Raw genomic sequence first — 18,762 nt, 5'->3', positions numbered from 1 at the left:
AGAGACATGCGACAGGGCACGCCGGGTCGGCGGGACGCGCAGGTGCTGGTCTTCGACGCCGACGACACGCTGTGGGAGAACAACGTCGTCTTCGAGCGGGTCATCGACGACTTCCTCGGCTGGCTGGACCATCCGACGCTGGACCGGGCGCAGATCCGCGCCATCCTCGACGACATCGAGCGGGCCAACGCGGCAGTCCACGGCTACGGCAGCAAGGTCTTCCTGCGCAGCCTCGGCGAGTGCCTGGAGCGGCTGCGCCAGCGGCCCGCCTCCGCCGCGGAGCGCCGGGAGATCGACGCCCTGGCCGAGGCGCTGGTCAACCACCAGGTCGAGCTGATGCCCGGGGTGGCCGAGACGCTCGACGCGCTCGCCGAGCGGCACCGGCTGCTGCTGCTCACCAAGGGCGACCGGGAGGAGCAGCAGCGCAAGCTCGACGCGTCCGGGCTGCTGCACCACTTCCACACCGCGCACATCGTGCGGGAGAAGAACGTCGACACCTACCGGTGGCTCGCCGGGGAGCACGGCTTCGACCCGGGGTCCGCCTGGATGATCGGCAACTCCCCGAAGTCGGACATCCTGCCGGCGCGGGCCGCCGGCATGTGGGCGGTGTTCATCCCCAACGAGAACACCTGGGTGCTGGAGCACGACGACCTCGACCCGACCGACCCGGGCGTGCTGCGGCTGGCCGCGTTCGGCGACCTGGTGCGGCACTTCTGAGCCGCCGGGCCGCCCGACCGGGGCCGCGGGCGCGGTCCCGCGTCGGCCCGACCGTGGCCACGGGCCGCCCGCGCCCGACGCGGCCACGGGCCCGCCGGACGCACCCGCTCCCGACGGGGAACAGCGCCCGCGCGGCTGCCCGTGTTACGCCCTCCTGCCGGTTTTCGACGTGGTCGACAAACGCCGCCGCGGGCGGTCCCGGCGGCTTGTCCCGCCCGTGCCCCCCTGCCTAACCTGGCCCGGCGTTCGCGGCTCCTCGGGGTGAGTCGGGAACGCGCCGAAGTCCGGCGGTGGCGCACCGTGGAGCTGAGTGCAGGCGGGCCGCGTCGCCACCGGTGGGCCCCGGCGTGGGCGGCGTGTCCCGCCCGCGCGCCCACCGGCGGCGATCCGCTGCCACACCGGACGGCTGGTGGGTCAGGACCGGGGAGTTGCGGACCCGGTCCTGACCGTGCCCGCAGCGGGCGCCGGTCAGGCGACCTCGCCCCGCACGATCGCCACCGCCACCCGGCAGAACTCGTCCATGTCCGGCTGGAAGCCGGCCGCGATGTCCGGGTGCAGACCGGACCGGGTCTCGTCCAGCAGCCGCTGGCAGACCTGCTCGACCGGCTCGCCCGCGTAGCTCGACCGGACCCGTCCCGTGGCCGCCTGCAGGGCCGAGGTCAGCTGATCCTCCAGCGGGCCCCGCAGCTTCCGCTGCACGGGGTCGAGCCCGCTCGGATCGAGCGTGACATGTGGCTCCGACATCGGCGCTCCCTTCGTCGGCGTCCGCGGTACCCCACCGCGGACGTCGGTCAAACCACGGCCGGCAGGGCGGCCACCCGCACCCGGTAGGAGAACTCCTCCGCCGGTTCCTCCAGGTACGACAGCCGGCGGATCTGCCGGTCGTCGGTGTAGAGGGCGACGTCGGCGAGGACCCCGAGGTGGGTCAGGCCGATGGTGGCGACCCTCTTCTTGTCCTGCAGCACCGCGCAGATCCCGCCGAGCAGGGTGCTGGCGTCGGAGGTGCGGTGCCCCGGCGGACACCGCAGGGTCAGCTCCACCTCCACCGGCCCGCCCAGCGGGGTCCAGCCGGTGCGCTGGGCCGCCGAGCAGGCCGCCAGGAGCAGGGCCCGGACCCTCGTCGCCTGCCGGTGGCCGGCGGCGAAGATGGACAGGGCTTCGGTCTTCACCGGGGGCAGGCCGCTCACCTCGAACGTCAGGGCGAGAGCGCGGGTGTCCTGCACGACGGCACCTCCTCGTCGTCAACGATCCTGCCCAACCGGTGGACCGGCAGCGGGGGGTTCGCTCGATTACCCACCGTTCGGGCAGGAGGGGGATGGGCCGGAGGCGTATCGACTTCGGCGGCGACGCGCTGGCAGCTGAGTCCGGGGGAACTCCCGGCAAACGCTAGTCGAACCGTCGGAGACCCGGAAGCCTCCCCGCGCACGTGTCCGGCCCGCCGGACGGTCCGTGCCACCCGGGTCGCGCGGGCATCCGCCGAGGCGGGGCGGCAGTGGCGGGGCGGCAGCGGCGGGACGAACCGGACGAACGGCGGTTACGGGCCGCCCGCGTTGCGGGCAGGTTTCGCGCCTGGGCAGGTCGGGCAGTGTTGCCCGCACGACACGCCCGGGGCGGGTCGGTGTCCGGTCCGCTCCCGACCGTCTCGCCGTGCGCCGGGGCACGGGTGACCTCCCCGGTTCTTCGCCGAAGAGAGGGGGAGGGCGATGACAGATCCGGCCCGACGTCGGCGCCGACCCGCGGCCCGCGCGGCGGCGGCGGCCGCCGCGCTCACGCTGCTCGCGCCGCTGGCCGCGTGCGGCTCCGGCGGCGACGGCGGCACGCCCACCATCAACCTGTACTACCCGCCCGAGCAGAACCTGCAGAAGGTCGTCGACGACTGCAACACCCAGGCGCAGGGGCGCTACCGCATCGCCTACCGGGTGCTGCCGCGCCAGGCCGACGACCAGCGGGTGCAGCTGGTCCGCCGGCTCGCCGCCGGGGACACCGGGATGGACGTGCTCGGCCTCGACGTCACCTGGACGCAGGAGTTCGCCAGCGCCGACTGGATCCGGGAGTGGACCGGGCCGGACCGCGCCGAGGTGGAGGAGGGCACCCTCGCCGGGCCGCTGGACACCGCCCGCTACCGGGACAAGCTGTACGGTGCGCCGAAGAACACCAACGTCCAGCTCCTGTGGTACCGCACCGACCTGGTGCCGGAGGCCCCGAAGACCTGGGACGACATGATCAGGCAGGCCCAGGACCTGAAGGCGCAGGGCAAGCCGTACCAGGTGCTCACCATGGGCGCGCAGTACGAGGGGCTCGTCGTCCTCTACAACACCCTCGCCGAGAGCGCGGGCGGCAGGATCCTCAGCGACGACGGCAAGCAGGCGGTCATGGACGCCGGCACGGTCACCGCGCTCGACCAGCTCCGGCGCTTCGCCACGTCCGGCGTGACGTCGCCGTCGTTCAGCAACGCCACCGAGGACCCGGTCCGGCTGGAGTTCCAGTCCGGCAACGGCGCGTTCCAGGTCAACTGGCCCTTCGTCTACCCGGCGTTGCAGGAGGCCGACCCGGAGCTGGCGAAGAAGGTGAAGTGGGCGCGGATCCCGGGGATCGACGCCGACACCCCCAGCAAGGTCACCATCGGCGGCGTCAACCTGGCCGTCAGCGCCTACTCGCGGCACCCGGCGGAGTCCTTCGAGGCCGCCAAGTGCCTGCGCAACGCCAGGAACCAGAAGTTCTCCGCAGTCAACGACGGCGTGCCGCCGACCATCGAGCGGGTCTACGACGACCCGGAGATGACCGAGGCGTACCCGATGAAGGAGACCATCCTGGAGGAGCTGAAGGAGCCGGCGACGCGCCCGCTGACCCCGGCCTACCAGAGCATCTCCACGGTGATGTCGGCGATCCTGTCGCCGCCGTCGGCGATCCGCCCCGAGCGGACGGCCGACGAGCTGCGCGACGCCATCGCCGACGCCCTGGAGTCGAAGGGGGTGCTGCCGTGAGCCGGCGCGCCCCGCTGAGCGAGAACAAGAAGGCCGAACGGAGGCTCGGCTGGCTGCTCTGCGCCCCCGCCGCGCTGGTCATGGTGCTGGTCACCGCCTACCCGATCGGCTACTCGATCTGGCTGTCGTTGCAGCGCTACGACCTGCGCTTCCCCGCCGAGCGCGAGTTCATCGGGTTGGAGAACTACGCGACCGTGCTGACCAACGAGTTCTGGTGGACGGCGTTCGGGGTCACCATGCTGATCACCGTCGTCACCGTCGCCGTCGAGCTGGTCCTCGGCATGGGCCTGGCGCTGATCATGCACCGGACGCTGGTCGGCCGGGGCGTCGTGCGCACCGCCGCGCTCATCCCGTACGGGATCGTCACGGTCGTCGCCGCGTTCTCCTGGCGGTACGCGTGGACGCCGGGCACCGGCTACCTGGCCAACCTGTTCGGCGACGGCGCGCCGCTGACCGAGCGGGCCAGCTCCCTGGCGATCATCATGCTGGCGGAGATCTGGAAGACCACCCCGTTCATGGCGTTGCTGCTGATGGCGGGCCTGGCCCTGGTGCCGGAGGACCTGCTCAAGGCGGCGTCCACCGACGGGGCGACCGCGTGGCAGCGGTTCACCAAGGTCATGCTGCCGGTGATGAAGCCGGCGATCCTGGTCGCCCTGCTGTTCCGCACCCTCGACGCGTTCCGGGTCTTCGACAACATCTACGTGCTCACCGCCGGCGGCAACGAGACCTCCTCGGTGTCGATGCTCGCCTACAACAACCTGATCCGGGGCCTCAACCTCGGCATCGGGTCCACGATGTCCGTGCTGATCTTCCTCACCGTGGCGGTCATCGCGTTCGTCTTCGTGAAGCTGTTCGGCACCGCTGCCCCCGGCAGCGACGACGGGGAGAGGCGCTGACATGGCCGACACCACCACGCGGGCGAAGCTGCGCTGGGGCCTGCTGGACGTCATCGTCGTCGTCTTCGCGCTGGTCCCGGTGCTCTGGATCGCCTCGCTGTCGTTCAAGACCCCGGCCACGCTCACCGACGGCAGGTTCTGGCCCCGGGAGTGGACGCTGGACAACTACCGGTCGATCTTCGACACCGACCAGTTCGTCCGGGCCCTGGTCAACTCGATCGGCATCGCCCTGATCGCCACGCTGATCGCCGTGGTGCTCGGCGCGATGGCCGCGTACGCGATCTCCCGGCTGGACTTCCCCGGCAAGAAGCTGCTCGTCGGCGTCTCCCTGCTGATCGCGATGTTCCCGCAGGTGTCGCTCGTGTCGCCGCTGTTCGAGATCGAGCGGCAGCTCGGGCTCTTCGACACCTGGCCGGGGCTGATCCTGCCGTACATCACCTTCGCGCTGCCGCTGGCGATCTACACGCTGTCGGCGTTCTTCAAGCAGATCCCGTGGGACCTGGAGAAGGCGGCGAAGATGGACGGCGCGACCCAGGGCCAGGCGTTCCGACGGGTCATCGCCCCGCTGGCCGCGCCGGGGCTGTTCACCACGGCGATCCTGGTCTTCATCTTCTGCTGGAACGACTTCCTGTTCGCCATCACGCTCACCTCCACCGAGCGGGCCCGCACGGTGCCGGTGGCGCTGTCGTTCTTCACCGGCGAGTCGCAGTTCGAGGACCCCACCGGGGCCATCTGCGCCGCCGCCGTGGTGATCACCGTGCCGATCGTCCTGTTCGTGCTCTTCTTCCAGCGCCGCATCGTCTCCGGCCTGACCTCCGGCGCAGTCAAGGGATAGGTGGTGTAGTCATGGCTGACATCGTGCTGGACAAGGTGAGCAAGTCGTTCCCCGACGGGACCGTCGCGGTGCGCGACGTCGACCTGGAGATCGCCGACGGCGAGTTCGTCATCCTGGTCGGCCCGTCGGGCTGCGGGAAGTCCACCACCCTCAACATGATCGCCGGGCTGGAGGACATCAGCTCCGGCGAGCTGCGCATCGGCGGCCAGCGGGTCAACGACAAGGCCCCCCGGGACCGGGACATCGCGATGGTGTTCCAGTCGTACGCGCTCTACCCGAACATGACCGTCCGGGAGAACATGGCGTTCCCGCTGAAGCTCGCGAAGCTCGACAGGCAGACCATCGACGCCAAGGTCGACGAGGCGGCGAAGGTGCTGGAGCTGACCCCGCTGCTGGACCGCAGGCCGGCCAACCTCTCCGGCGGCCAGCGGCAGCGGGTGGCGATGGGCCGGGCGATCGTCCGCCAGCCCAAGGCGTTCCTGATGGACGAGCCGCTGTCCAACCTCGACGCGAAGCTGCGGGTGCAGATGCGCACGGTCGTGTCCCGGTTGCAGAAGCAGCTCGGCACCACCACCGTCTACGTCACCCACGACCAGACCGAGGCGATGACCCTCGGCGACCGGGTGGTGATCATGCGGGGCGGCGCGATCCAGCAGGTCGGCCCGCCGCAGGAGCTCTACGACCACCCGCGCAACCTCTTCGTCGCCGGCTTCATCGGCTCCCCGTCGATGAACTTCCTGCACGCCGCCGTCGACGACGGGAAGCTGCGCACCGCCATCGGCGACGTGCCGATCGGCGACCGGATCCGCCGCGAGCTGGAGGCCGGCGACGCCCCGCGCGAGCTGATCCTCGGCATCCGCCCCGAGCACTTCGAGGACGCCGAGCTGGTCGACGACGACACCCGCCGCCGGGGCGCCGAGTTCACCGCGCCGGTCGACATCGTCGAGTCGATGGGCTCCGACAAGTACGTCTACTTCACCCTGGAGGGGGAGCGGGCCAGCGCCGCCGAGCTGGAGGAGCTGGCCGCCGACGCCGGGGCCGACTTCAGCGGCGGCGGGGCCAGCCTGGTCACCCGGCTGTCGGCCGAGTCGACCGTACGCGAGGGCGAGGACCGCCGGGTCTGGTTCAACCTGGAGAAGATCCACCTGTTCGACCCGTCCACGGGCCGGAACCTGACCCTGCACGAGGGGCGGTCGTCCGGCGCGCTCGGCGGCTCCTGATCCGCGCGGCGGGCCCACGACGACGCGCGTGGGCCCGTCGCGCCGGACGCGCGCCGGCCCGGCCGGGCTCACCCGTCCGGGAAAGGTGGCCGGCTCCGGGACATGACACGCCGACGCGATTGCACCACAAGCGGCCGACGACCGCCCCAAGGTCGTGCTCAATCCCGGAAAGAGTGCCCTCTGGGCCCCGAGGGACGCCACTCATTCCCTGATCGAGCGCGATCTTGCTTCGCGTACGAGCGCGAGCGGCGAACCCTGGGCCTACTCGTCGACGTGTTGGTGTGGCCGGTTCGCCCTGATCCATGCCTCGACGGCATCTCGATCCCAGATCCGCATCCGGCCGTTGCCGACCACGTCTACTGGTTCGGGGAGCCCTGGCCTGCGGACCAGCTCGGTCGCTCGCGTGCGTGACACGCCACCGAGCATCGTGGGCGCAGCCCGCCCGCGTTGGTCGCACGCCTCGCGACCGATCCTCGTAACGGCGGACGACCGGGAGGCGGTGAGCGTCCGCTCGACGTTGAGCATGGCGCACGGTCCGCTTGGCGAGCCCGTGCGCGTCGTCGTCGAGACGTACGACGCCAACCCCGAGGCGCGGCAGCCCGTCGCCAGCTTCCCGCTGTCGATCCGTCAGGCGTCGCACCTGCTTCGCGGTATGCGGGGTCTGCTGCGTCTCGCCGAGGCCACCACCTGGGTCTGCGCCGAGCGGCGAGCGGTCTCGGTGACCCTCGCGCCCCGGTGACAGCCGGGTGGAGGGCTGAGGCGATAGATCCTCACGTCCACTCCACGGCCGGCGGGAGCCCGACGAACGCCGCGTACGCCGCCAGCGCCGCATCGACCCGCGCCCGGGTGGCGGCGTCGAGGTCGACCAGCGGGCGCACCGCCACCTTCACCCGCGTCCTGCCCAGCGTCCGCTTCCACGTGCCGGCCACCCGGCCGTCGCGCACCACCGTCGACTGGAACACCCCGTTGCCGCCGGGGACGATCGCCTGCTTGTGCTCCGGGGCGACCATCAGCGACCGGTCCTTGAAACCCAGCAGGTATTCGTCGAACCCGGGCAGGGCGTGCACGTCGTCGACCGGGGCGCGGGGCGCGTCGAGCAGGGCCGGGTCGGCCACCGCCTCCGCGCCGTCGACCGTCACGGTGGTGAGCGCGTCGCCGGCGGCGGCGATGCCCCGCTTCGCGTCGGTGGCGGTCAGGCCCGTCCAGCCGGCGAAGTCCTGCCGGGTGGTGGGGCCGTGGCTGCGGAAGTAGCGCACCGCCAGCAGGCCGAGGGCCTCGTCGCGGTCGGGGCGGTGCGGGTCGGGCACCCACTCGTCGAGCAGCGCGAACGTCTGCTCCGTGCCGACGTGCGGGGCGATGCAGGTGACGCCCTTCTGCGCCGCATACCAGAGCAGGTGGTAGCCGCGTTGGCCGGTCGTGTCGATGCCGGCCGCGTCGAGCGTGGCCTGGCACTGCGACCGGGTCAGCCGCGCCCCGCCGGCCAGCGCCGCGCCGAGCACGTCGGCGGCCCGGTCGGCCTCCGCCAGGCTGAGCCCGAGGACCGCCCGGCGGGGCCCGGCGGCGGCCAGGGTGCGCACGCCGGTGACGTCCAGCATCCACCGGGCGTCCCGGGACGGCACCAGGTGCACGGTGCCCCGCATCGGCCAGGTGCGCAGCGCCTCCCGCCGCTCCAGGGCCGCCTGCACGTCGGCCTGCGCCCAGCCGGGCAGCCGCAGCCCGAGCGACCACAGGCCGCTCGCCGCGTCCTGCGCCTGCATCGCGCCGAACCACTCGACGACCCCGGCCACGTTCTCGGGGCGGGCCGTGGGGTGGGGTCGCAGCAGCAGGGCGGTCATCCGCAGCGCGAGCGCCTCCGCGCCGGTGAGCTCCGCCCGGCCGGTCAGCGCCGCCGCCGTTCCCGCGCCGCCCGCCCGCCCACGCGCTCCGCTCGTCGCCACGTCTGCGCCGCCTTCCTCCACCTCGACGGTCAGCATAGGGCCGGTCACCGACACCCGCCGAACCCGTGACCGGGCGGGCGGATCACCAGGGATCCGCCCGCCCGGGGTCGTACCGTCCGGCGGCAGGTCACCGCCGGGCCCTCGCGCGGCAGGTCACCGCTCCGGGCCCTCGCGCGGCAGGTCACCGCCGGGGCGTCGCGTCAGCGGCGGGAACGGGCCGACTGCGGGACGTCCGCCTCCACCCGCTCGCGGCGCAGCCGCTCGTCGACGGGCTGGTCCTCGACGACCTCGTCCCTGGTCAGCCGGACCCGCTCGACGGGGACCTGTTCCTTGCTGACCACCGGGTGCTCGGCGCGCAGCCGCAGCTCCTGCTGCTCGTCGCCGATCCCGGACCGCGCCCGCCGGTCGCCCGGGGCGATCGGCTCGCGCTCGACGCGCACCTCGTCGTGCTCGACGGGGACGGTGGTGTGCACGTCCTCGTCGACGACGTGCTTGCGCAGCCGCGCGGTGCCGGCCGGCTCGCTCTCGGTGCCCACCAGCAGCCGCTCCTCGGAGCGGGTCAGCTCCGGCCCCCGCGGGTAGCCGGCGGCCTGCTGGCGCGGCGGGGCCGGCGGGGTGGGCGGCGGAAGCTGGTAGTGCGCGTAGAGCTGGGTGAGCTGCCGGGCGTCCAGCGGCTCGTCGGTGCCCGCCTCGACGCTGGGCGCGCCGCGCACGGTCGCCTTGTCGTACGGCAGGCTCAGCTTGTCCTGCTGCATCCGGGCCGACTGGAGCGGGGCCATCGACTCGTGGTGGCCCATCACCCCGGTGGCGACGCTGACCCAGGTCGGCTCGCCGGCGGCGTCGGCCCACACCTGGCCCACGCTGCCGATCTTCGCACCCGAGCGGTCCTGGACGTCCTGCCCGTACAGCGAGCGGATCTGCTGCTCGGTCAGTCGCATTGGCTCGTCCTTCCTCTCGTGGGTCACGACGTGGCTACCCGAGCCGCTCCGGAAGCATTCCGGGGCCCGGTCGTGAATAGGAGCGCCGGCGGCGGCCCGCGCGGGCGGCGCAGGGGTTCCGGCTAGGGTGGGCCTCGTGCTCCGTCAGGTCACCGGAATCCGCTACGTCACCCCGCTGCGCGAGGGCGGCTCGCTGCCCGGTGTGGTCGAGGCCGACGACCTGGGCACGTACGTGGCGAAGTTCTCCGGCGCGGGGCAGGGGCCGAAGGCGCTGGTGGCCGAGGTGATCTGCGGCGAGCTGGCCCGCCGGCTCGGGCTGTCGGTGCCTCGGCTGGTGGTGCTGGACATCGACCCCGTCATCGGCCGGGCCGAGCCCGACCAGGAGGTGCAGGAGCTGCTGCGCGGCAGCGGCGGGCCGAACCTGGGGATGGACTTCCTGCCCGGCGCGCTCGGCTACGACCCGGTGGCGCACCCGGTCGACCCCGCGCTGGCCTCCCGGGTGCTCTGGTTCGACGCGTTCACCGAGAACGTCGACCGCAGCTGGCGCAACCCCAACCTGCTGATCTGGCACCGCGAGCTGTGGCTGATCGACCACGGCGCCTGCCTCTACTTCCACCACAACTGGCCGCGCGCCGAGGCGGCCGTGCACCGGGCGTACCGCGCCGACGACCACGTGCTCGCGCCCTACGCGAGCCGGCTGGCCGAGGCCGACGCCGACCTGACGCCCCGGGTCACCCCCGCCCTGCTCGCCGAGGTGCTGGCGCTGGTGCCGGACGCCTGGCTGGCCGGGCCCGACTTCGACTCCGCCGACGCGGCCCGCGCCGCGTACGCCGACCACCTCGCCCGCCGAGTGGCGCGCACCGCCGACTGGCTGCCGCAGGGGAGCGCCGCGTGAGAGAACCCTTCGAGTACGCGGTGATCCGGCTGGTTCCCCGGGTCGAGCGCGGCGAACGGATCAACGTCGGGGTCGTGCTCTACTGCCAGGGCCGGGACTTCCTCGCGGCGCGTACCCACCTCGACGCCGACCGGGTCCGGGCGCTCGCGCCGGACGTGGACCTCGCCGAGGTGGCGGCGGCGCTGGGCTCCTGGGACCGCACGTGCGCCGGGGAGGGCCCGTCGGGGCGGATGCGGCGGGGCGAGCGGTTCCGCTGGCTGGCGGCCCCGCGCAGCACGATGATCCAGACCGGGCCGGTGCACACCGGGCTGACCGCCGACCCGGCGGCCGAACTCGACCGGCTGCTGGACGCCCTGGTCCGCTGATCACCCCGGCCGCCGACCCCTGATCGCGCTACGCCGGCCTCGTCGCCGACGGAGCGCGATCCCCCGTTCAGGTCGACCGGCGCGCCGGCGGACGGCCCGGGCGGCCGGCGCCGGTGCGATCAGGATGGCGTGCGACGGCCCGGTGGGGACCCGCGATCCGTGGAACTTGCGCAAAACTTGAGCCAGCCAGCCAGCCAGCCAGCCGGGCCGGGTCGGCCACCCGCCGGCCTGCGTCGCCGCGGCCGGTCAGCCCCGCCGGGGCTGCGGGACGCGCACCGAGGCCATGCCGGCGGCGGTGGCGGCCTGGATGCCCAGGTCGGCGTCCTCGAAGACCAGGCAGGCCGCCGGTGGCACGCCCAGCAGCCGGGCGGCGAGCAGGAACGCCTCCGGGTCGGGCTTGGGCCGGGCGTAGTCGCCGGCGCAGACCAGGGTGTCGAACCGGTCGAGGATGCCGAGCGCGCCGAGGGACGCGGTGACCGACTCCCGGGTGCTGCCGGAGACCACGGCGAAGGGCACCCGCCCGTGGGCGTCGTCGATGTGCCGCAGCACCCCGGGCACGGCGGTCGCCGTCGGCAGGAGCTCCTGGTAGAGCGCCTCCCGGCGGGCGGCGACGGCCTCCACCGGCATCGTCAGGCCGTGCCGGGCGTTGAGGTCGGCGACGATGTCGGCCACCGGCCGCCCGGCCCAGGCGTAGAAGAGGTCCTCGGGCAGGTCGCAGCCCCACTCGCCGAGGGCCCGCCGCCAGGCCGTGTGGTGCTGGGGCATCGAGTCGACGATGGTGCCGTCGCAGTCGAACAGGTACGCCCGGAACTCGCCGTCGGGCAGGGGCAGGATCACCGCACCAGGCTATCGCCCGGCGGACCCGGGCCGTCCGGCACGCCCGCCGGCCGACGTTTGACGCCGCAGGCGACGGGTAGTCGCCAGGGCTGACCGGAGAGCGAGGAGGACCCGATGGAGGGCCGGATCAAGGTCGCCGTGATCTACTACAGCGCGACCGGCATCACGTATCAGATGGCGCAGTCCGCGTGCGAGGCCGCCGGCGAGGCCGGCGCGGAGGTGCGCCTGCGCAAGGTGCGTGAGCTCGCACCGGACGAGGCGATCCGGTCCAACTCGGGCTGGCAGGCGCACCGCCTCGAAACCCAGGACGTGATGGAGGCCGAGCCGGACGACCTGTCCTGGGCCGACGTGGTGATCCTCGGGTCGCCCACCCGTTACGGCATGGTCGCCGCCCAGCTCAAGCAGTTCATCGACACCACCGGCCCGCTGTGGGCGCGCGGCGCGCTGGCGGACAAGGTCTATTCCGCGTTCACCTCGACGGCGACCTCGCACGGCGGCCAGGAGTCGACCCTGCTGTCGCTGCTCACCGTCTTCTACCACTGGGGCGGCGTCGTCGTCACCCCCGGCTACACCGACCCGAGCCAGTTCGTCGCCGGGAACCCGTACGGCGCCTCGCACACCAGCAACAACGGCGAGGTCCCGCCGGACCACGTGGCGCTTGCCGCCACCGCGCTGACCGCGAAGCGGGCGGTGCAGATCGGTGCGGCGCTGAAGCGGGGCCTGGCCGCCGGCTGACCGCCGGCGGCCGGCGCGCTCCTACCCCTCGGCGCGCTCCTACCCCTCGGCGCGCTCCTACCCCTCGGCGCGCTCCTACCCCTCGGCGCGGGCCACGGCCGGCGACCGGCCCGGCGGCACCGACAGCAGGTGGCCCAGCAGGTCGGCCAGGACCGCCAGGCCGTCGCGGCTGAGCACCGACTCGGGGTGGAACTGCACCCCGGCGAAGCCGGGCCCGCGCAGCGCGTGCACCGCGTGGTCGACCGGGTCCCGGGCCAGCTCCACCGGCCCGTACGCGCTGGCCACCCGGTCGGCGTCGGCGACGGCCGTGAACGTGGAGTAGAACCCCACCCGGCGGCTCGCGCCGAACACGCCGACGTCACGCTGCAACCCCTGGTACGGCGCGTCGCGCCGGTGCAGCCGCAACCCGAGCAGCCCGGCGAGCAACTGGTGGCCCAGGCACACCGCGAGGGCCGGCGCGCCGGCCGCGAGCCGCCGGGCGAGCAGCCCGCGCAGGGCCGCCATCTTCGGCTGGTCCACCGCCCTCGGGTCGCCCGGGCCGGGGCCGGCGACCACCAGGTCGTACGCGTCGTCGCCGGCCGGCCGGTGCCACGGCGTCACCTCGACGGCCAGCCCGAGGGCGCGCAGCTGGTGGGCGAGCATCCCGGTGAAGGTGTCCTCCCCGTCGACGATCAGCGCCCGCCGGCCGGCCAGCCCGGGCAGGGCCACCGCCCCCGGCGGGCGCTGGTCCAGCCAGAACCGGGCCAGCGGGGCGTTGCGGGCGGCCAGCGCGGCGCGTACCTGCGGGTCGTCGGCCAGCCGGGGCGCCGGACCCGGCCCGAGGTCGGGGGCGTCGGGGCGCAACCCGAGGGCGGCCAGCACCCCGGCCGCCTTGGCGTGCGTCTCGGCCACCTCGCCCTCGGGCGTGGAGTGGCGCACCAGGGTCGCCCCGACCGGCACCCGCAGCTCCCCGTCGGGGGAGATCTCCGCCGTGCGGATCAGGATCGGCGCGTCCAGGGTCTGCCGGCCGGCGTCGTCGCGGCCCAGCAGGGCCAGCACCCCGGCGTAGTAGCGCCGCCCCGTGCGCTCGTGCCGGGCGATGACCCGGCAGGCGTTCTCCATCGGGCTGCCGGTGACCGTCGGGGCGAACATCGTCTCCCGCAGCACGTCCCGCACGTCCAGGCAGCTCTGCCCGGCGAGCAGGTACTCGGTGTGCGAGAGGTGCGACATCTCCTTGAGGTAGGGGCCGACGACCTGCCCGCCGCGCTCGGCGACGGTGGCCATCATCTTCAGCTCCTCGTCGAGCACCATGTAGAGCTCGTCGACCTCCTTCGGGTCGGTGAGGAAGCGCAGCAGCGAGGCCGTGTCGGCGGTGCCGCCGTGCCGGAAGGTGCCGCTGATCGGGTTCATCATGACCAGGCCGTCGTCGACGCTGACGTGCCGCTCGGGGCTCGCCCCGACCAGGATCCGGGTGCCGGTGTGCACCACGAACGTCCAGTACGCGCCGCGCTCGCGCAGCAGCAGCCGGCGCAGCGCGGCCAGGGCGGCGACCAGCGGGGAGCCCTGCACGGTGGCGCGCATCGTGCGGTGGACGACGAAGTTCGCCCCCTCGCCCCGGCCGATCTCCTCGGCGAGCACCCGGGCGACCGTGTCGGCGTACTCGGCGTCGGCGATGTCGAACCCGGCGTCGGCGGTCGCCACCGGGGCGTCGGGCAGGGCGGCGACGACGTCGGCCAGGGGCAACCGGGCGTGCCCGGCGATCTGGAGGCACTCCAGCGGGGTCCCGTCGTCGACGCAGGCGAACCCCCGCTCGGTGATCTGCCGGTACGGCACCAGCGCCAGCGTGCGTGGCCCGGCCGGGCCGTCGGGCAGCGGGACGTCGGCGAGCCGGTCGACGGCGCGTACGGTGCCGGTGAACAGCTCCAGGTGGTCGGCGCCCTCGCGGCGGACGAGCGCGAAGGGACCGGGGTCGACGCCGTCGGCGACGGCGGCGAGCAGGTCGTGCGGGCGGATCATCGGGTTCTCCTGGTGGTGGCCGGGCGGCGCCGTCGGTGGCGGCCCCGGGTCGGGGAGAGAACCGGCGACCGCCTCGTGGGGCGGCCGCGTGGGGAAGCTACGCGCGGGGGTGGGCCGCCGGGTCGGCGGGCCACCAGCAGGTCAGGTGCGCGGGCATGCCGTCACCCTACGCGCGCGCCCACCGCCGGGGAACCCGATCCCGGGGTGCGGGACCGGCCGCCGGGCGACCTGCGGCGACGTCGACCGCCGGGCCGGCCCGGCGGCCGCCCGGTACGGTGAGCCACGATGAACATCCTCGCCCTCGACCTGGGCACCTCCTCGGTGCGTGGCCTCGTGCTGGACCCGGACGCCGTGCCGCGCCCCGGCGCGCTCGCCCGCCGCAAGGTGCGCGTCGCCGTCGACGACGACGGCGCGGGCACGCTGGACGCCCCGACCTACCTGGCCTGCCTCGCCGAGTGCCTCGACGAGCTGGCCGCCGGCGGGCACCTGCGCGACGTCGGCCTGGTCGCCACCAGCGCCCAGTGGCACTCGGTGCTGCCGGTCGACCGGGCCGGCGAGCCGCTGGGGCCGGTGCTCACCTGGCTCGACACCCGCCCCGAGCCCCCGGCGGGCGCGGCCGGCCCGGCCGACGAGGCCGCGTTCCACCGCCGCACCGGCACCTGGTGGCACCGTTGCTACTGGTCGGTGCGGCTGCCGTGGCTGCGCGAGCGCGCGTCGGCCCCGCCCGCCCGGTTCGTCGGCCTCGCCGAGTACGTGCTGGGCGGCCTGCTCGACGCCGCGCCGATGTCGGTCTCCCAGGCATCCGGCACCGGCCTGCTCGACCTGCGCACCCTCACCTGGGACGCCGAGGCGTGCGAGCTGGCCGCCACCGGCCCGGGGCAGCTCCCCGAGCTGGCCGGCGACGGCTGGCGGGGGCGGCTGCGCCCCGAGCACGCCCGCCGCTGGCCGCAGCTCGCCGACGCGGCCTGGGCGGCGCCGGTGGGCGACGGGGCCGCCTCGAACGTCGGCTCGGGCGCGGTGGACCCGGGCCGGGCGGCGGTGACGGTCGGCACCTCGTCGGCCGTCCGGCTGGTCCAGGCGGTGCCGGCCGGCGCGGAGCTGCCGCCGCTGCCGGGCCGGCTGTGGCGTTACCGGGTCGACCACGACCACGTGGTCACCGGGGCGGCGTACTCCTCCGGGGGGAACCTGTTCGCCTGGGCCGACCGCGAGCTGCGGCTGCCCCGGGGCGCCGCCCTGGACGCCGCGCTGGCCCGGATCCCCCGGGGCGGCGGCGTCGCGGCGGACCCGCACTTCGGGGGCGACCGGCCGCCCGGCCACGCGCCGGCCGGCTCCGGCGCGCTGGGCGGGCTGAGCTTCGGCACCGGCGCGGTCGACATCCTCGCCGGCCTGATGTCCGGGGTCTGCCGGCTGGTCGCGGCCGACCTCGTCGAGCTGGAGTCCACCGTGGGCGGGCCGGTCGAGGTGGTGCTGGGCGGCGGGGCCGTGGAGGCCTCCGCGTGGTGGCGGGAGTCGTTCGCCGACGTCCTCGCGCCCCGCCGCGTCTACCACCACCCCGACCCGGAGGTCGGCGCGACGGGCGCGGCCCGGGTGGCGCTGGGCCGGCTGGACGCGGCGGTGCCGCTCGTGGCCATCGGCCGGACGGATGAGCCGCCCTCACCGACCCCGTCAGGACAGCGCCACCCTCGGTATCCTTCCTGAGCCCGCCCTCAGGTCGGCCCGTTGACACCGCCGTCGGGCCTGGTTGGATGGACCCGCGCTCCGGTGTGCGGCGGACGCGAGGGACCTAGGAGGCAGGTGTGGGCGCAGGTCCCGACCCGGCGCGGAGCGGGGTGTCGAACCACCGCAGGCGTCGGTTCGACGTCCGCGTCGTGCCGCACCGCCGCCGCTCGCCGCTGCGGCTGCGGGACTGGCGGATGGGGACCAAGCTCGCCACCGTCCTGGTCATCCCGTCCGTGGCGTTCCTGGTGCTGGCCGGCGTGCAGACGCAGGGCCTGGTCGGGCGCACCACCGAACTGAGCGACTTCGCGCGTCAGGTGGGCATCGGGCGGCAGATCACCGACGCCGTGCACCAGCTCCAGCAGGAACGCGACCGCACCGCCGGCGAGCTGGCGGAGCTGCGCCGCAGCGGGGGAGGCGGCGTCGCCCGGGACGCCGCGATCGCCGCGCTGAAGCCGTTGCAGTCCGGCACCGACGCCGCCGTGCGGGAGCTGCGGCGGGCGGCCGGCCCGCTGGCCGACGCCGACGCCGCCTGGCAGGTGGCCTACTCGGCGGCGCTGGAGGCGTACGACCAGGTCGTCTACATCCGCGCGGCGGTGCCCCCGGCGGTGCTGGCCAGCGACACGATCCTCAGCAACTACCACCGGGCGGTCTCCGCCCTGCTGAACCTGCTCGCCCAGCCCTCGCCGGGGGAGGACCGGCGGGCGCTCAACGAGGCCGTGCTGCGCTACGTCCAGCTCGCCCGGGTCAAGGAGCTCTCCTCCCGCGTCCGCGCGGAGCTGTACGCCGCCGCCCGCGCCGGCCGCTACGGGGTGGAGGACCAGGTCGAGCTGACCGACCTGCGGGCGCAGCAGCTCACCGCCCTCGGCGCGTTCCGGGTCGCCGCCACCACCGAGCAGATCCGCCGCTACGACGCCGTCTCCGTCGACCCGGCGTTCACCGCCGCCACGAAGCTGGAGGAGCAGAGCCTGCCCAGCGGCGGCGCGGAGGCCCGGGTGCTGCCCGCCCCGCAGTGGTGGGCGGCCAGCGAGCAGCGCCAGGAGCTGCTGCGGCAGCTGGAGGCCAGCGTCGTCGACGACGCGGTGCGCCGGGCCAACGAGGCCAGCGCCGGCCAGCTGCGCACCACCCTGCTGGTGGCCGGCGGGATCGTCGCGGTGCTGCTGGTGGCCCTGCTGATCTCGGTGCTGGTCGGCCGGACCATCGCCCGGTCGATGCGGCTGCTGCGCGGCCAGGCGTTGCGGATCGCCCAGATCGAGCTCCCGGACGCCCTCGACCGGCTCCGCCAGGTCAGCGGCGGGGTGCCCGACATCGAGGTGCCGGCGGCGGTCGTCCGCTCCCTCGACGAGGTCGGCGAGCTGGCCGAGGCGTTCGTCGCGGTGCACCGCAGCGCCGTCAGCGTCGCGGTGGAACAGGCGACCATGCGCCGCAACGTCAACCTGATGTTCGTCAACCTCGCCCGGCGCAGTCAGGTCCTGGTGGAGCGGCAGCTGGAGCTGCTCGACAGCCTGGAACGGGAGGAGAGCGACCCCGACCAGCTGGAGAACCTGTTCAAGCTCGACCACCTCGCCGCCCGCATGCGACGCAACGACGAGAGCCTGCTGGTGCTCGCCGGCAGCGAGTCGACCCGGCGGTGGAACCGGCCGGTGGCGCTGGGCGCGGTGCTGCTGGCCGCCAGCGCCGAGATCGAGCAGTATCAGCGGGTGCGCCACCAGCAGGTGGCCGACCTGCACGTCGTCGGGCACGTCATCGGCGACCTGGTCCACCTGTTCGCCGAGCTGCTGGAGAACGCCACCACGTTCTCCCGGCCGGACACCGCCGTGCTGGTCACCGCCGGCCCCGAGGGGCTCGGCGCGGTGGTGGAGATCGTCGACCGGGGGCTGGGCATGACCCCGGCGGCGCTCGCCGAGGCGAACGAGGTGCTGGCGACCCCGCCGGCGGCCGACGTCGCTGCGTCCGAGCGGATGGGCCTGTTCGTGGTCAGCCACCTCGCGGCCCGGCACGCGGTCGTCGTGCGCCTGCACTCCGCCCCCGACGGCCTGGTGGCCCGGGTGCACATCCCGGCCCCGCTGCTCACCGCCGCCCCGCCGATGGTGGAGCTGGACCCGCCCGTGTCCCCACGGATGCTGACCACCACGCTGACCAACCTGCCCCGGGTGACCGCCCCCGTGGCCGACGACCCCGCCCCGGTGGCGGGCGGTCGCCCGGCGGGCGGCGCCGCGGCCCGGGACCCGGCCCGGCCGCCGGGCGTCGCCGTGCCCCCGGAGCAGCCGGTGGCGGGCCGCCGGCCGCGCAGCGTCACCGTGCCCAGGCCGGGCCGGTCGGTGCCGGTGCGGGCCGAGGACGTGCTGACCCCGGCCGCCGGCCCGGCCGCCCCCGGCGGGGGCGGCTGGTGGTCACGGCAGGGTCCGGCGGCCGGCACGGCGACCCCCGATCCCGTGCCGCCCGCGGTGCCGGTGACCGGGGGCGTCAACGAGCACGGGCTGCCCGTCCGGGTGCCGATGGCCCAGCTCGCCGCCGTCACGCAGCCGGCGCGGCCGCAGACGCCGGCCCCGCGGCACGACCCGGACCCGGAGGCCGTGGGCGGCATGCTGACGCGGCTCTACAGCGGCGTACGGCGGGCCGAGGCCGAGGAGACCACCGAGATTTTCCTGCCGCCGGCCGGCGGGCGCACCGAAGGGAACCAGCAATGATG

The 18,762-nt window shown here is 74.7% G+C and carries 17 protein-coding genes; 11 read left to right on the top strand and 6 right to left on the bottom strand.

Going from position 1 to position 18,762, the window contains the following annotated elements; all coding sequences use genetic code 11:
* Positions 1-6 precede the first annotated feature (6 nt).
* The gene (locus O7628_RS01705; RefSeq protein WP_278127823.1) at positions 7-717 is read left to right on the top strand and encodes an HAD family hydrolase; all 711 of its coding nucleotides are present in this window, start codon (positions 7-9) and stop codon (positions 715-717) included.
* A 468-nt stretch (positions 718-1,185) separates the two neighbouring features.
* Here the strand turns inward: O7628_RS01705 and O7628_RS01700 are convergent, their stop codons facing one another.
* Together O7628_RS01700 and O7628_RS01695 are read right to left on the bottom strand one after the other, a co-directional pair.
* Positions 1,186-1,461, bottom strand: a complete 276-nt coding sequence (locus tag O7628_RS01700; RefSeq protein ID WP_074474246.1) for a hypothetical protein — start codon at positions 1,459-1,461, stop codon at positions 1,186-1,188.
* Positions 1,462-1,508: 47 nt separating this feature from the next.
* Complete coding sequence (locus O7628_RS01695; RefSeq protein ID WP_074474245.1) at positions 1,509-1,940, bottom strand: hypothetical protein; 432 nt, start codon at positions 1,938-1,940, stop codon at positions 1,509-1,511.
* A gap of 480 nt (positions 1,941-2,420) precedes the next feature.
* Here O7628_RS01695 and O7628_RS01690 point away from each other — a divergent pair, with 480 nt between their 5' ends.
* From O7628_RS01690 to O7628_RS01670, 5 genes are all read left to right on the top strand, one after another.
* The gene (locus O7628_RS01690; protein WP_278127821.1) at positions 2,421-3,701 is read left to right on the top strand and encodes an ABC transporter substrate-binding protein; all 1,281 of its coding nucleotides are present in this window, start codon (positions 2,421-2,423) and stop codon (positions 3,699-3,701) included.
* Positions 3,698-4,597, top strand: coding sequence for a sugar ABC transporter permease (locus O7628_RS01685; RefSeq protein WP_278127819.1), 900 nt, complete (start codon positions 3,698-3,700; stop codon positions 4,595-4,597). The genes O7628_RS01690 and O7628_RS01685 overlap by 4 nt, the downstream gene beginning before the upstream one ends.
* A gap of 1 nt (position 4,598) precedes the next feature.
* Positions 4,599-5,432, top strand: coding sequence for a carbohydrate ABC transporter permease (locus O7628_RS01680; RefSeq protein ID WP_074474243.1), 834 nt, complete (start codon positions 4,599-4,601; stop codon positions 5,430-5,432).
* Between the two features lie 11 nt (positions 5,433-5,443).
* Entirely contained in the window at positions 5,444-6,652 is a 1,209-nt protein-coding gene (gene ugpC, locus O7628_RS01675) for a sn-glycerol-3-phosphate ABC transporter ATP-binding protein UgpC (protein WP_278127818.1), read from the top strand.
* Positions 6,653-7,151: 499 nt separating this feature from the next.
* Positions 7,152-7,391 (top strand): hypothetical protein, encoded by a 240-nt coding sequence (locus tag O7628_RS01670; protein WP_278127817.1) that lies wholly within the window; start codon positions 7,152-7,154, stop codon positions 7,389-7,391.
* A 31-nt stretch (positions 7,392-7,422) separates the two neighbouring features.
* Here O7628_RS01670 and O7628_RS01665 read toward each other — a convergent pair whose 3' ends face one another.
* Both O7628_RS01665 and O7628_RS01660 read right to left on the bottom strand, forming a co-directional pair.
* Positions 7,423-8,589, bottom strand: a complete 1,167-nt coding sequence (locus tag O7628_RS01665; protein ID WP_278127815.1) for a winged helix DNA-binding domain-containing protein — start codon at positions 8,587-8,589, stop codon at positions 7,423-7,425.
* 200 nt (positions 8,590-8,789) lie between these two features.
* Complete coding sequence (locus O7628_RS01660; RefSeq protein ID WP_278127814.1) at positions 8,790-9,527, bottom strand: PRC and DUF2382 domain-containing protein; 738 nt, start codon at positions 9,525-9,527, stop codon at positions 8,790-8,792.
* 136 nt (positions 9,528-9,663) lie between these two features.
* Here O7628_RS01660 and O7628_RS01655 point away from each other — a divergent pair, with 136 nt between their 5' ends.
* Positions 9,664-10,422: a HipA family kinase gene (locus O7628_RS01655; RefSeq protein WP_278127812.1), complete on the top strand. Its 759-nt coding sequence runs from the start codon at positions 9,664-9,666 to the stop codon at positions 10,420-10,422.
* Entirely contained in the window at positions 10,419-10,787 is a 369-nt protein-coding gene (locus tag O7628_RS01650) for a DUF3037 domain-containing protein (RefSeq protein ID WP_083302593.1), read from the top strand. Before O7628_RS01655 ends, O7628_RS01650 begins: the two co-directional genes overlap by 4 nt.
* 246 nt (positions 10,788-11,033) lie before the next feature.
* Here the strand turns inward: O7628_RS01650 and O7628_RS01645 are convergent, their stop codons facing one another.
* Positions 11,034-11,624: an HAD-IA family hydrolase gene (locus tag O7628_RS01645; protein ID WP_278127808.1), complete on the bottom strand. Its 591-nt coding sequence runs from the start codon at positions 11,622-11,624 to the stop codon at positions 11,034-11,036.
* Between the two features lie 114 nt (positions 11,625-11,738).
* On the opposite strand from O7628_RS01645, the gene wrbA reads away from it, so the two are divergent.
* On the top strand, positions 11,739-12,359 hold the full coding sequence (gene wrbA, locus O7628_RS01640) for an NAD(P)H:quinone oxidoreductase (RefSeq protein WP_178065667.1): 621 nt from the start codon (positions 11,739-11,741) through the stop codon (positions 12,357-12,359).
* 75 nt (positions 12,360-12,434) lie between these two features.
* Here the strand turns inward: wrbA and O7628_RS01635 are convergent, their stop codons facing one another.
* Entirely contained in the window at positions 12,435-14,354 is a 1,920-nt protein-coding gene (locus O7628_RS01635) for a chorismate-binding protein (RefSeq protein WP_278127806.1), read from the bottom strand.
* A 285-nt stretch (positions 14,355-14,639) separates the two neighbouring features.
* Here O7628_RS01635 and O7628_RS01630 point away from each other — a divergent pair, with 285 nt between their 5' ends.
* Both O7628_RS01630 and O7628_RS01625 read left to right on the top strand, forming a co-directional pair.
* Positions 14,640-16,052 (top strand): FGGY family carbohydrate kinase, encoded by a 1,413-nt coding sequence (locus O7628_RS01630; RefSeq protein ID WP_278127804.1) that lies wholly within the window; start codon positions 14,640-14,642, stop codon positions 16,050-16,052.
* A gap of 98 nt (positions 16,053-16,150) precedes the next feature.
* Positions 16,151-18,760 (top strand): nitrate- and nitrite sensing domain-containing protein, encoded by a 2,610-nt coding sequence (locus O7628_RS01625; RefSeq protein ID WP_278127802.1) that lies wholly within the window; start codon positions 16,151-16,153, stop codon positions 18,758-18,760.
* The last annotated feature ends 2 nt before the right edge of the window (positions 18,761-18,762 follow it).

The sequence above is a fragment of the Micromonospora sp. WMMD956 genome (assembly GCF_029626125.1).
GTDB classification, from domain to species: domain Bacteria; phylum Actinomycetota; class Actinomycetes; order Mycobacteriales; family Micromonosporaceae; genus Micromonospora; species Micromonospora carbonacea.
This window is presented reverse-complemented; position numbering and strand designations above follow the sequence as displayed.

Bases quoted from the DNA above. Each gene is read 5' to 3' on its own strand.
- O7628_RS01705 (WP_278127823.1), top strand. From the start codon at position 7: ATGCGACAGGGCACGCCGGGTCGGCGGGACGCGCAGGTGCTGGTCTTC.
- O7628_RS01700 (WP_074474246.1), bottom strand. From the start codon at position 1,461: ATGTCGGAGCCACATGTCACGCTCGATCCGAGCGGGCTCGACCCCGTG.
- O7628_RS01690 (WP_278127821.1), top strand. From the start codon at position 2,421: ATGACAGATCCGGCCCGACGTCGGCGCCGACCCGCGGCCCGCGCGGCG.
- O7628_RS01680 (WP_074474243.1), top strand. From the start codon at position 4,599: ATGGCCGACACCACCACGCGGGCGAAGCTGCGCTGGGGCCTGCTGGAC.
- ugpC (WP_278127818.1), top strand. From the start codon at position 5,444: ATGGCTGACATCGTGCTGGACAAGGTGAGCAAGTCGTTCCCCGACGGG.
- O7628_RS01660 (WP_278127814.1), bottom strand. From the start codon at position 9,527: ATGCGACTGACCGAGCAGCAGATCCGCTCGCTGTACGGGCAGGACGTC.
- wrbA (WP_178065667.1), top strand. From the start codon at position 11,739: ATGGAGGGCCGGATCAAGGTCGCCGTGATCTACTACAGCGCGACCGGC.
- O7628_RS01635 (WP_278127806.1), bottom strand. From the start codon at position 14,354: ATGATCCGCCCGCACGACCTGCTCGCCGCCGTCGCCGACGGCGTCGAC.
- O7628_RS01630 (WP_278127804.1), top strand. From the start codon at position 14,640: ATGAACATCCTCGCCCTCGACCTGGGCACCTCCTCGGTGCGTGGCCTC.